The organism is Micromonospora sp. NPDC018662 (genome assembly GCF_044391475.1).
GTDB lineage: Bacteria > Actinomycetota > Actinomycetes > Mycobacteriales > Micromonosporaceae > Micromonospora.
Genome location: NZ_JBISAC010000008.1, coordinates 237,668 through 250,274 on the forward strand (window position 1 = coordinate 237,668; position 12,607 = coordinate 250,274).

At 73.9% G+C, this 12,607-nt stretch carries 11 protein-coding genes; 10 read left to right on the forward strand and 1 reads right to left on the reverse strand.

Annotation, left to right across the window (positions count from 1 at the left end; genetic code table 11):
* The first annotated feature begins 176 nt into the window (after nucleotides 1-176).
* The 5 genes from ACH495_RS23090 to ACH495_RS23110 are packed head-to-tail and all read left to right on the forward strand — an operon-like array spanning nucleotide 177 to nucleotide 6,443.
* On the forward strand, nucleotides 177-2,255 hold the full coding sequence (locus ACH495_RS23090; protein ID WP_396859775.1) for a DUF1800 domain-containing protein: 2,079 nt from the start codon (nucleotides 177-179) through the stop codon (nucleotides 2,253-2,255).
* 14 nt (nucleotides 2,256-2,269) lie between these two features.
* Complete coding sequence (locus tag ACH495_RS23095; protein ID WP_396859844.1) at nucleotides 2,270-3,643, forward strand: DUF1501 domain-containing protein; 1,374 nt, start codon at nucleotides 2,270-2,272, stop codon at nucleotides 3,641-3,643.
* Complete coding sequence (locus ACH495_RS23100) at nucleotides 3,640-5,055, forward strand: ferric reductase-like transmembrane domain-containing protein (RefSeq protein ID WP_396859776.1); 1,416 nt, start codon at nucleotides 3,640-3,642, stop codon at nucleotides 5,053-5,055. Before ACH495_RS23095 ends, ACH495_RS23100 begins: the two co-directional genes overlap by 4 nt.
* Before the next feature lie 13 nt (nucleotides 5,056-5,068).
* Nucleotides 5,069-5,668: an FMN-binding protein gene (locus ACH495_RS23105; protein ID WP_396859777.1), complete on the forward strand. Its 600-nt coding sequence runs from the start codon at nucleotides 5,069-5,071 to the stop codon at nucleotides 5,666-5,668.
* A 49-nt stretch (nucleotides 5,669-5,717) separates the two neighbouring features.
* On the forward strand, nucleotides 5,718-6,443 hold the full coding sequence (locus ACH495_RS23110) for an FAD:protein FMN transferase (RefSeq protein WP_396859845.1): 726 nt from the start codon (nucleotides 5,718-5,720) through the stop codon (nucleotides 6,441-6,443).
* A gap of 412 nt (nucleotides 6,444-6,855) precedes the next feature.
* On the opposite strand, the gene ACH495_RS23115 is transcribed toward ACH495_RS23110, so the two are convergent.
* Nucleotides 6,856-7,527 carry a bifunctional DNA primase/polymerase gene (locus ACH495_RS23115; RefSeq protein ID WP_396859778.1) on the reverse strand — a complete coding sequence of 224 codons (672 nt, stop codon included), beginning with the start codon at nucleotides 7,525-7,527 and terminating at the stop codon, nucleotides 6,856-6,858.
* A 231-nt stretch (nucleotides 7,528-7,758) separates the two neighbouring features.
* Between ACH495_RS23115 and ACH495_RS23120 the strand changes: the two genes are divergently transcribed.
* The 5 genes from ACH495_RS23120 to ACH495_RS23140 all read left to right on the forward strand — a co-directional run bounded on the left by ACH495_RS23120 (nucleotide 7,759) and on the right by ACH495_RS23140 (nucleotide 12,503).
* Nucleotides 7,759-8,991, forward strand: coding sequence for a helix-turn-helix domain-containing protein (locus ACH495_RS23120; protein WP_396859779.1), 1,233 nt, complete (start codon nucleotides 7,759-7,761; stop codon nucleotides 8,989-8,991).
* Between the two features lie 16 nt (nucleotides 8,992-9,007).
* Nucleotides 9,008-9,583: a flavoprotein gene (locus ACH495_RS23125; RefSeq protein ID WP_396859780.1), complete on the forward strand. Its 576-nt coding sequence runs from the start codon at nucleotides 9,008-9,010 to the stop codon at nucleotides 9,581-9,583.
* A 102-nt stretch (nucleotides 9,584-9,685) separates the two neighbouring features.
* Complete coding sequence (locus tag ACH495_RS23130) at nucleotides 9,686-10,552, forward strand: Nif3-like dinuclear metal center hexameric protein (protein ID WP_396859781.1); 867 nt, start codon at nucleotides 9,686-9,688, stop codon at nucleotides 10,550-10,552.
* Nucleotides 10,549-11,286 (forward strand): zinc ribbon domain-containing protein, encoded by a 738-nt coding sequence (locus tag ACH495_RS23135; RefSeq protein WP_396859782.1) that lies wholly within the window; start codon nucleotides 10,549-10,551, stop codon nucleotides 11,284-11,286. The genes ACH495_RS23130 and ACH495_RS23135 overlap by 4 nt, the downstream gene beginning before the upstream one ends.
* A 5-nt stretch (nucleotides 11,287-11,291) precedes the next feature.
* Complete coding sequence (locus ACH495_RS23140) at nucleotides 11,292-12,503, forward strand: bifunctional RNase H/acid phosphatase (protein WP_396859783.1); 1,212 nt, start codon at nucleotides 11,292-11,294, stop codon at nucleotides 12,501-12,503.
* Nucleotides 12,504-12,607 lie beyond the last annotated feature (104 nt).

Below are 12,607 nucleotides of genomic sequence, written 5' to 3' on the forward strand. Positions count from 1 at the left end.
CCGCGCCGGGCCTGAGCACCGTCTTAAGTGCGCCCGCGAGCCCGTCCGGGCCGCCTTGAGCAGCCGCTCCCGCCTGGCTACTTTCCCGTAGCAACTCTCCGGCAACCGTCGCCGCCCCTCCCACCCAACCCCCGGGTGGCAGGCGTGCCGGCGCTCGAAGAAAACGGGATAGCTACATGGCCGACCTGAACGTGCCACCGCGTCGACCTCGGGACGACCGCGGCTGGGACGGATACCAGCACCCCCATCCGGACGGGTACCGCGATCTGGGCTCCACCGCCCCGTACGCCGGCGGTCACCCCGCCCCGGCGCCGCAGCCCGCCCCGGGCCCCCAGTGGGTCGGACCGAACGGCTTCGCCCCGGCCGGCCACGCGCCCGGCGCGGGCCACCCCCAGCAGCACCCCGGCTACGCCCAGCCCGCCGGCGGGTACCCGCCGCCGGCCGGCCCGGGACTGCCCAACCTGGACGACGACTCCGACGACGCCCCGCGGCGTGGTCGGCGTCGCGCCCTCGCCACGCTCGGCGGCGCGGCGGTGGTCGCCGGCGGCGCGGCCTTCGCGCTCTCCCCGCAGCTCCGGGGCATCTTCTCGGACGGCCCGGAGGCCGGTGACGCCACCGGCACGGTGACCACCGACGGCACCCAGGCCCGGCCCAGCGGCCAGCAGCCCAGTACGGTGCGGACCTACACCGAGCAGAACGAGAGCTACATGGGCTCCCGGGCGGGCGCGGCGCTCAAGCGCAACGCCCCGACCGGCGGCCGGATCTTCGGCAGCCCGGCCGCCGCTGCGGCGGCGACCCAGGTGACCGTGAAGACGGTCCTCGCCAAGGACCCGATCCGTCACCTGGCCAGCCGGGCCACGTTCGGCGCGACGCCGAAGGTGATCGCCGACATCAAGAAGCTCGGCATCGACGACTGGCTGCGCCGCCAGCTCGAGCCGGAGAAGATCGCCCCGACCAAGGCCGAGCTGAAGCTGGCCGAGCTGCCCTCGCTCAAGCTCAGCCCGACCCAGCTCCGCGACCAGCGTGAGCAGCTCAACGAGCGCGGCGTCGACCCGGCCCGGGAGACGGTGGACGCCACCATCGCCCGGCAGATCTGGTCCGACCGCCAGCTCTTCGAGGTGATGGTCGACTTCTGGAACGACTTCCTGCACGTGGCCGCCGACTTCGACGGCGGCGAGACGTACCGCAACTCGTTCGACAAGGACGTCGTCCGCAAGTACGCGCTGGGCAGCTACCCGGACATGCTGGTCGCCGCGAACAAGCACCCGGCGCTGCTGCTCTACCTGAACCAGGTCGACTCGCGCAAGGACGCGATCAACGAGAACCTGGCCCGGGAGAACCTGGAGCTGTACTCGGTCGGCGTGGACGGCGGCTACACCGAGAAGGACGTCCGGCAGGCCGCCATGCTCCAGACCGGGCGGGGCGTCGCCGACGGCAAGTACATGTTCTTCGGCGACCGGCACTACGTCGGCAAGGTGAAGATCCTCGGGTTCACCCACGCCAACAACTCGAACGACCCGAAGGTCGCCGACAAGGTGATCGACTCGTACATCAGGTACATCGCGCTGCACCCGTCGACCGCGAAGTACGTGGCCCAGAACCTGGCCACCCGGTTCGTCTCCGACACGCCGCCGAAGTCGATCGTGGACCGGCTGGCGAAGGCGTACACCACCAACAAGGGTCAGATCCGGCCGGTGCTGGCGACGCTGTTCAGCTCCTCCGAGTTCTGGGCCGCTGTCGGCCAGAAGGTGCGCCGCCCGATGGAGTACCTGGTCGCCACGTACCGGTCGCTGGGCGTGGGCCCGGACGCGACCGCCGGGTTCGAGGGCGACCAGCGCCGTACGCCGTTCGCCCAGGGGCTGCGGCAGATCCAGGACAAGATGCGCGAGCTGGGCCAGTACCCGATGGGCAAGCCCACGCCGGACGGCTACGCCGACGTCTACCTCGCCTGGACCTCGGCCGGCACCATGGTCGACGGCTGGAACGAGGCCGGTGACCTGCTCGGCGGCTGGCGCAAGCAGTTCACCTACGTCAAGCCGGAGAAGCTGGTGGCGAAGCCGCCGGCGACCGCCGGGGCGTACGTGGACGCGCTGGCGGTGAAGCTGGTGCACCAGAAGCTCAGCGCCAAGGAGAAGAAGCTCGTGCTCGCCGTGGCCGGGGTGTCCGAGGGCGCCAAGGTCGACGCCACCTTCAACGGGGCCATCGCCGCGGTCGCGCGGACGATCCTCGCGTCCCCCCAGCACCACCTCCGGTGAGGCATTCGATGGAGATGACCGTGAACCCGTACCCCCTGCACCCCGAATGCCCCGACGTGCGGCGGCTGGCCGACAACCCGACCGAGGCGCTGCTGCGAGCCGAGGCGGACATCGTGGCGGCCGAGAACGCCGCTGAGACCGACCGGTACCGCCGGCTGGAGGAGGTCGAGGAGGCCCAGCAGGACGGCCGGGGCGTCACCCGGCGTACCTTCGTGGCCGGCGCCGCGGCCACCGCGACCGCGCTGGCGACCGCGCAGTTCGTCACCACCTCGGCGTCGTTCGCGGCGACCAAGACCGGCACCCTGATCCACGTCTTCCTCTACGGCGGGCTGGACGGGCTGAGCCTGGTCGCCCCGGCGAACGACCCGGTGCTCAGCAAGGCCCGCCCCGACCTGCTGCTCGGCAACGACTCGCTGGCCCTGGCCCGCGGCTTCAAGCTGACCAGCGCGTTCGCCCCGCTGGAGAAGTGGCTCAAGGCCGGTCAGCTCGGCTTCGTGCCGGCGGTGTCCGACCCGCGGCTGTCGCGCAGCCACTTCCAGGCCGCCGACGCCTGCAACCTGGGCGGCCTGCCCGGCGAGACCGGCGGCCGGGGCTGGCTGGACAGCCTCGTCGACACGCTCGGCAAGGGCACCGCGTTCCGCAGCGTCGGCATCGGCAGCACGCTGCCCCGCTCGCTGGTCGGCGTGAACGGCGCGATCTCCCTCAACAACGTCGGTGAGCTGCGGCTCAACGGCGACGACAAGTACCGCGCGGCCACCGAGAAGGCGATCCGCGGCCTGTTCACCGGCATCAACCACCCGGTGGAGGACGCGGTCATCGAGGGCATGGGCGCGCTGGCCACCGCCCAGAAGCTCGCCGCCAAGCCGTACGCGACGGCGGCCGGCGTCAAGTACGAGGGCGTCGGGTCGGCGTTCCAGCAGCTCGCCCAGCTCATCAAGGGCGGGGCGAACGTGCGGGTGGCGACCGTCGGCATGGGCGGCTACGACACCCACGAGAACCAGGGCACCAGCGAGGGCGGGCAGCTCTGGCGGCGGCTCAACGAGCTGGCCACCGCGATGGCGGCGTTCTTCACCGACCTGGGCGACCGGGCGGCGGACGTGACGATCATGGTGTCCAGCGAGTTCGGCCGGCGGGTCGGCTCCAACGGCGGCGGCACCGACCACGGGCACGGCGGCGTGGTCACCGTGCTGTCCGGGCGCAAGCTGGCCGGCTCGCTGCTCGGCACCTGGAACGGCCTGGACAAGTTGGACAGCGGCGACGTGCCGGAGTACAACAACATGTTCAACGTCTACGGGTCGGTGGCGCAGGGCCGGTTCGGTCTCACCACCGCCCAGGTGGACAAGGTCTTCCCCCGACAGAAGTTCACCCCGATCAAGATGTACGCGTGACGTATCAGGACACCTCCGCCGCCGGCCGTCGTACCGGGCACTCCGCCCCGTACGGCGGCCGTCCGGCTGCTCCCGTACCACCCGGCCGGCCGCGCCGCGGGCCCGGCGGCCGGCGTGCGCTCGCGGCGGTGTTCTGGCTCGGTCTGGTCGTCGCGGTCCTGCCGTGGTGGCTGGACACCCCGGCCGGCTCGCTGGCCGACACCGCCGACCTGCTCACCGCCGGCGGTCGGATCACCGGCCTGATCGCCGGCTACCTGCTGCTGGTGCAGGTGCTGGCGATGAGCCGGCTCGGCGTGCTGGAACGCGTGCTGGGCGGCGAGCGGATCTCCCGGCTGCACCGGGACCTCGGCGCGACGCTGCTGGTGGCGGTGCTCACCCACATGTCGCTGCTGGTGGTCGGCTACGCGCGGCAGGAGCGCAACTCGGTGTTCGGCGAGGTCGGCGCGCTGCTCACCGACTACGAGGACATGCTCTCCGCGTTCCTGGCCGCCGGCGTGCTGGTGGTGGTCGGCTGCACCGCCGTGCGTGGCGTCCGCCGCCGGCTGCCCTACGAACTCTGGTACGCGCTGCACCTGACCAGCTACCTCACGCTGCTGCTCGGCTACGCGCACCAGTTCAGCAACGGCGCCCAGCTCTACGAGCCCGGTCCGGTGCGCACCGGTTGGATCGCCGCGTACCTGCTGGTGGTGGCCGCGTTGATCTGGGGCCGGGGGATCGCGCCGCTGGTGTTCAACCTGCGGCACCGGCTGCGGGTGGCCGACGTGGTGGCGGAGAGCCCGGACACCGTCTCGGTCTACCTGACCGGGGACCGGCTCAACCAGATCGACCTGCTCGGCGGCCAGTACTTCCGCTGGCGATTCCTCAACCCCGGCGGCTGGTGGCAGTCGCACCCGTTCTCGGTCTCTGCGGCCGGCAACGGCCGCTGGCTGCGGCTCACCGTGAAGGTGGTCGGCGGGCACACCGCCGACCTGCGCGACCTCACCCCGGGCACCCGGGTCTGGGCCGAAGGCCCGTCCGGCACGTTCACCGCCGCGCACCGCACCCGGGAGCGGGCGCTGCTCATCGCCGGCGGCAGCGGCATCGCGCCGCTGCGGGCGATGCTGGAGGAGTTGCCGCCCGGCGCGGCGCTGATCTACCGCGCGCGTACCCCGGCCGACGTGCTGCTGCACCGCGAGCTGGACTGGCTCGCGCAGGCCCGGCAGACCTCGGTCTGGTACGTCATCGGCCGCCGCGACGACCCCGGCCCGCGTCAGGTGATGAACCCGGAGGGGCTGCGCCGGCTGGTGCCGGACCTGACCCGCCGCGACGTCTACCTGTGCGGGCCCGGTGGCATGGTCGACGAGACCGTGAAGGCGCTGCGCGCGGCCGGCGTGCCGCGCCGCCAGATCCACCTCACCGCGTTCGAGCTGTAGGAAGGCACCCACCATGCGTCGCGCGCTGATCGCGATCACCGGACTGGCCGCCGGCACCACCGCGCTGGTGGTGCTCAAGGGCGGTCCCGGCGCCGGCCAGGCCACCGCCGGTGACCTGCCGGCCGCGCTGGCCCCGGTCGCGCCGGGCGGCACACCGGCACCCGGCGGTGTCACGCCCTCGGCCGCGCCGAGCGCCCCGGTCTCGACGAAGCCGAAGGCCTCGACGAAGCCGAGCGCCACGCCGTCCGCCGACCGGAAGCCGGCCAGCCGGGGCAGCACCCGCACCAGCACCGCGCCGGCCGCGCCGAGGACCACCACGAAGGCGCCGAAGCCCACCACCCGCACCGTCACCGGGTCGTCGGTGCGCTACGAGTACGGCTCGCTCCAGGTCCGGATCACGCTCAGTGGCAGCCGGATCGTCGACGCCACCGCGATCGGCCTGCCGCTCGGCGGGCAGTCCGGGCAGCGCAGCGACGACGTGCAGGCCCGCTACAGCGGCAGCTCGGGCGAGGTGGTGGCCAAGCAGAGCGCCAACCTGAGCACCGTCTCCGGGGCCACGTACACCAGCACCGCGTACAAGCAGTCGTTGCAGTCCGCCCTCGACAAGGCGTGACGGCTTGGCCGCCGCCGGCCGGCCCGGCCTGCGTCGGGTCGAGCAGATCATGGGTACGGCGATCAGCCTCGACCTGGCCGACGACCTGCCCGCCGCCACGTTGCACGAGCTGGCCGAGCGTACGTTCGACTGGCTGCGCGAGGTGGATGCCCGGTTCAGCACGTACCGGGACGACAGCGAGGTGTGCCGGCTGGACCGGGGCGAGCTGCGGGCGGCCGACGCCTCCGGCGACCTGCGGGCGGTGCTGGCGCGCTGCGCCGACCTGTGGACGTCCACCGACGGGTTCTTCGACGCGTACGCCACCGGCCAGCTGGACCCGTCCGGCTACGTGAAGGGCTGGGCGGCGCAGGTCGCGTCGGACCGGCTGCTGGCGGCCGGCGCCCCGAACCACTGCGTGAACGCCGGTGGCGACGTGCGGGTGCGGGGCTGCACCGCCACCGGCGGACCGTGGCGGATCGGGGTGCGGCATCCCTGGGACCCGGCGGCCACCTGCCTGGTGCTGACCGGCACCGACCTGGCGGTCGCCACCAGCGGCGTGTACGAGCGTGGCCACCACGTCGTCGACCCGCGTCGTGGGGTGCCGGCCGCCGGCCTGCGCTCGGTCACCGTGGTGGGTCCGGACCTGGGCGTGGCGGACGCGTACGCGACGGCCGCGGTGGCCATGGGCGAGCCCGGCATCGCCTGGCTGGACCGCCTCCCCACTCCCTGGCAGCACGCCGTGGTGACCGACGACGCCCGCCTCCTCCACTCCCGCACCCTCCCCACAACCCCCTGACCCCACCCTCACCCCCACCCTCACCCCCACCCACCCCGCGCTGTTTCACGGAAAGAGCTCTTATCCGAGCGCTCATAAGCGCTCTTTCCGTGAAACAGCGCGAGGGAAGGGGGCGCGAGGGAGGGGGGCGGTCAGCGGAGGGGGGCGGTCAGCGGAGGGGGCGGTGGAGGATGGCGGGGCGGGAGCCTGGGGGGCGGGCGCCCGGGGGGCGGGAGCCTCGGGGGCGGGTGAAGGACCACGGGTGCGGACGGCGGCGGTGCCGCGGTGGTTCGGTGCCGCCGGTGTGGCGGGCTGCGTCGTCCCTGGACATCGTCAAACCCCCGCTCTGGCGCGTACGCGCTCTCGGCAGGCACAACGAGGCCGAGGCCGGGGAGGTCGCTGTCGGGCACCCGTCCCGCCGGCGACGGTCGGGTCAGCGACCCCGCCGGGGCAGCGGAAGGTGGCCGGGGAGCAGCTCCGGGGTGAGCGTGACGCCGGCCGCCCGTAACGCCGCGATCAGCGCGTTCTGCACCAGGTAGGAGTCGGGCAACTGCCACCGGGCCTGCTCCGGGGCGACCGCCCAGCGCACGGTGCCCTCGGGCAGCCGGGTCGGCGGGGCCGGGATCCACGAGCCGGGGCCGTGCCGCACCACGTGGAAGCAGTGTTCCAGCTCGGGTCGCAGCGGGTCGCCGGGCCGGACCAGGAACATCCAGCGGCCGGTCGGGGTGACCAGCACCGGCCCGCGTACGCCGAAGCCGGCCGGGTGGGCGGCGACCGTGTCCAGCACCTGCCGGCCCAGGTGGGCGGCGACCTCCAGCACGTCGAACGCGTGCCCGGTGGGCAGCAGCACCCCGTGCGGGCGGTTGCGCCACCAGGTGGCCACCCGGGCCGGGTCGGCGCTGGCGGCGTGTTCCCACTCCTCCAGCGCCGGGTGGCAGCCCACCGTGGGGCAGCCGGCCCGGCCGCACACGAAGCGACTGTTGGCCAGGCAGGCGCCGGGCGTGACCGGCCAGCCGTGCAGCGCGTACCGGATCGCGACCCGCCGCAGCCGCACCCGCTCCAGCGGCGACAGGTGAGCGACGCGCGGTCGGACGTTCCCCCACATGTGTGCCATCCCCTCTCGCCCACGGAACCCACCGGACCCACCGAATCGTCCACCGTCACGCGTCGAGGACCGTCACTGCCGTAACCCGGGATCGTTGACCTGACGAACGGCCGGTGCAACTTGCACGAAAACTACGAGAACTGGCTGGACGGCTGACGTACAACCTGTGCGACCAGGGCAAATTGGTGGACGTGCGGGGACCGGCCGGCGCCGACAGGGGGAGGAGTGGGGATGGACGAACTACCCATAGGCCGGCGGGTGGCGTACTGGCGGAGCCGTCGCAAGATGTCCCAGCAGGTCTTCGCCGACCGGCTCGGCAAGTCGAAGAGCTGGGTGGACAAGGTGGAGCGCGGCGTCCGCCGGTTGGACAAGTTCTCCGTGCTCTACGAGATCGCCGACATCCTCCAGATCGACGTGCAACTGCTGCACGGCAAGGACCCCGAGCGGCGCAGCGACGCGCTCAACTGCATCGACCAGGTCGAGGTGGAGGAGATCCGCACCGCCCTGGAGCGGTACGACTCGATGAGCGCCTACTTCGACGCGGCGCCGTACCCGCCGGCGCTGGCCGACATGCGCAAGGCGGTCAACCACGCCTGGCTCACCTACCAGTACGGCCGCTACGGCATGCTCACCCGGGCGCTGCCCAAGCTGCTGCGCGACGCCCAGGCGGCGGACGCCGTCTACGGCGGCGGCGACGACCAGGGCCGGGAGGCCGCGCACCTGCTCGGGCAGGTCTACCAGATCGCCTCCTCGGTGCTGCGCAAGCTGGGCGAGTGCAACCTGTCCTGGCTGGCCGCCGACCGGTCGATGGCGGTGGCCCAGCGGGCCGACGACCCGCTGCTCGCCGGCATCGCCACCACCCGGGTCTGCAATGCGCTCGTCGCGATGGGCCGCCCCCGCCCCGCGCTCGAACTCAACGTGCGGATCGCCGACCGGCTCGCCCCCGGCAGCGAGAACGACGCCCGGCCCGAGCGCCTCTCGGTCTACGGCTCGCTGCTGCTCCAGGGCGCGATGGCCGCCGCCCGGATCGGTGACTCGGCGACCGTGGACGACCTGCTCAGCGGCGCCGCCGAGGCGGCCGTCCTGCTCGGCGGCGACCACAACCACTACTGGACGTCGTTCGGCCCGACCAACCTGGAGCTGCACCGCGCCGCCGCGGCGGTCGAGCTGGGTGACGGCGGCCGGGCGGTGGAGACCCACCAGGGGCTCTCTCCGTCGGCGTTCAACGCGCTGCTGCCCGAGCGGCGCGCGCACCACCTGCTCGACCTGGCCCGCGGGTACGCCCAGATCGGCGACGTCGCCAACGCCGGCGACATGCTGTTGCAGGGCGACCGGCTCGCGCCCTCCGAGATCCGGTGCCGGCCCATCGCGCACGAATTGATGTCGGACGTGCTCCGTCGCACACGGGGTGCGCCGCCTCCGCCGATTGCGGAGTTGGCTGAGCACATGGGAGTCGGAGTATGAGCGTGGGCCGGGCCGAATGAGCGGTCCGCACACCAGCGCCGGGCACCGTGGGGTGCTCTACGTCATCGCCTGCGGTTCGCCGCTGGCCCGTCACGTCGGCCGGCTGGTCGACCTCGCCCGGTCCGACGGCTGGACGGCCTGCGTGGTCACCACGCCGGACGGCGCGAAGTTCGTCGACCGGGCGGCGTTGGCCCGGCAGACCGGTCACCCGGTCCGTACGCACTACAAGAACCCGGGTGACCGGGACCTGCTGCCCCCGGCGGACGCCATGCTGGTCTGCCCGGCGACGGTCAACACGGTAAACAAGTGGGCGGCGGGCATCACCGACACGCTCGCGCTCGGCCTGCTGATCGAGGCGCAGGGGCTCGGCGTGCCGATCGCGGCGGTCCCGTTCACCAACGCGGCGATGGCCGGGCACCCGGCGTTCCGGGCGAGCCTGGCCCGGCTCGCCGAGTGGGGCGTCCGGGTGGTCTTCGGCGACCACGTCGTCCGCCTGCACCCGCCCGGGACCGGCGAGCAGCACCTGGACGCCTTCCCCTGGGAGGTCGGCCTGGCCGCCCTGCGCGGCGCGGCCCGGCCGGTGGCCGCCTGAGGTGTAAGCGCGGGCCCCTTGTTAACGCATTCGGTAGTACAGGGGGCCCCGCTTAACGCCGTGGACGTGGAAACCGCCGGTCGGCCGGTAAGCTGGCCGGCCGTGAGCACAACCGGATCGCCGCCCACGGTCGCCGACGTGGTGGCCGCCCTGGACCGCCGTTATCCGCCCGCCTGGGCGGAGGAGTGGGACCGGGTCGGCCTGGTGCTGGGCGAGCCCGACCACCCGGTCCGCCGGGTCGCCTGCGTGGTCGACGTGGTCCCGGAGACGGTGGACGAGGCGCTCGCCGCCGGCGCCGACATGATCGTCGCGCACCACCCGCTGCTGCTGCGCGGCGTCTCCTCGGTGGCCGCCACCACGTACAAGGGCCGGATCGTGCACCGGCTGATCAAGGCCGACGTCGCCCTGTACGTGGCGCACACCAACGCCGACGTGGCCGACCCGGGGGTGTCCGACGCGCTCGCCGCCCGGTTCGGGCTGACCGGGCTGCGCCCGCTGCACCGGCCCCGCCCCGGGTCACCGGCGGACGGGCCGGGCCGGGGCATCGGCCGAGTCGGCGAGCTGCCCGTCCCGATGACCCTCGCCGAGCTGACCCGACGAGCCGCCGACGTGCTCCCGGTCACCGCCTGGGGCGTTCGCGCCGCGGGGGATCCCGGGCGTATGGTTCGTACCCTCGCCGTCAGCGGCGGCTCGGGGGACGGCTTCCTGGCCGAGGCGGCGGCGGCCGGGGTGGACGCGTTCCTCACCGCGGACCTACGCCACCATCCGGCCGGCGAGCACCTGGCCGCCGGCGGCCCGGCCTTGCTGGACGCCGCCCACTGGGCGACCGAACGGCCCTGGCTGGACGACCTGGCCGCCCACCTGGCCGCCGACCTGGGCGTCGAGACCGAGGTGTCCGACCTGGACACCGACCCCTGGACCGTGCACGCCGCCGCGCCCCGACCGGACGACAAGGAGCCCCGACCGTGAAGGCTGACCCGAAGGTGCAGCGTCGCCTGCTCGATCTCCAGGCGATCGACACCACGCTCGCCCAGCTGGCGCACCGCCGCCGGAGCCTGCCGGAACGGGCCGAGCTGGAGGCGCTCGCGCGCGAGCTGTCGGCGCTGGAGGACGAGCGGGTCCGCGCCCAGGTGGCCGTCGACGACCTGGACCGGGACATCGCCCGGTTGGAGAAGGACGTCGACCAGGTGCGGGCGCGCAAGAGCAAGGACGAGGCCCGGCTGGCCTCGGGCAGCGGCCCGGCCCGGGAGCTGGAGGCGCTCCAGCACGAACTGGTCTCGCTGAACCGCCGGCAGAGCGACCTGGAGGACGCCGAGCTGGAGCTGATGGAGCAGCGGGAGACCGCGCAGGGCGTGCTCGACGGCATCGAGAGCCGCATCGCCGAGGCCCGGGAGCGGCGGGCCGCGACCGAGCAGCGCCGCGACGACGCGCTCGCCGAGATCGCCAAGGAGGAGGAGTTCAAGCGCACCTCCCGCCAGCCGCTCGCCGGTGACCTGCCGACGGACCTGGTCACGCTCTACGACAAGATCCGCGAGGACACCGGGATGGGCGCCGCGCTGCTCACCGGCGGTCGCTGCGGGGGCTGCCGGCTGGAGCTGTCCGGCGCCGACCTGGCCCGGATCCGCAAGTCCGACCCGGACGACGTGGTCCGCTGCGAGGAGTGCCGCCGGATCATGGTCCGGACCAACGAGTCGGGGCTGTAGCCGTCGTGGCGGTGCGTGCGGTGGTGATCGAGGCCGACGGCGGCTCCCGGGGCAACCCCGGCCCGGCCGGTTACGGCGCGGTGGTCCGGGACCCGGAGACCGGTGAGGTGCTGGCCGAGCGTTCGGCCGGGATCGGCACGGCGACCAACAACGTGGCGGAGTACCGCGGCCTGATCGCCGGGCTGGAGGCCGCCGCCGAGCTGGGCGCGGCCGAGGTCGAGGCGCGGATGGACTCCAAGCTGGTGGTCGAGCAGATGTGCGGCCGCTGGCAGATCAAGCACCCGGGGTTGCGCCCGCTCGCCGCCCAGGCCGCCGGGCTGGTCGGCCGGTTCACCGCCGTCCGCTTCACCTGGATTCCCCGGGAGCGCAACAAGCACGCCGACGCGCTGGCCAACGCCGCGATGGACGCCGCCGCCGGCCGTGCCCCGGCGGTGGCGTCGCCGCGCGCCGCGGAGCCGCCGCGCGAGGTCGCCGGGCCCGACTCGGCCGCCCGGGCCGCCGCCCGCGAGGTGGCCGCCCGCGCCGCCACCGCGAAGGCCACCGGCACCGACCCGGCCACCACCCCGGCCTCCTGGGAGCCGCGCCCGACCGAGGAGGGCACCCGGCTGATCCTGGTGCGGCACGGGGAGACCGAACGCACCGTGCAGAAGCAGTACTCCGGTCGGGGCGACGTGCCGCTGACCGCGCGGGGCCGGGCCCAGGCCCGGGCCACCGCCGCCCGGGTGGCCGCGCTGGCGCCGTCCGTCGCGGCCGTGGTCAGCTCGCCGCTGTCCCGGTGTACGGCCACCGCCAGGGCGATCGCCGCGCTGGTCGGCAACCCACCGGTACGCCCCGACGACGACCTGATCGAGTGCGACTTCGGGATCTGGGAGGGGCGCACGTTCGCCGAGGTGCGGGACGGCTGGGCGGGCGAGTTGGACGCCTGGCTCGCCTCCACCCGGATCGCGCCGCCGGAGGGGGAGTCGTTCGTGGCGGTCGCGGAACGCACCGGCCGGGCGGTGGACCGGCTGCGGTCGGCGTACCCCGGGGAGACCGTGGTGGTGGTCTCGCACGTCTCGCCGATCAAGCTGGTGCTGCGCGACGCGCTCGCCGCCGGCGACGCGTTCCTGCACCGGCTTTACCTGGACACCGCGGGCGTCTCGGTGCTCGACCTCTACCCGGACGGCGGCGTCGCGGTCCGCCTGGTCAACGACACCGCGCACCTGACTGACATCTGACCGGGAGCCGGCCGTTCGGCGCAGCCGGGCGGCCGCTCGGCGCATTGACGTCCGCCTGTCGAACGTGACCCCGGTCACCGGGTCGTAGCCTCCGGCCGTCACCT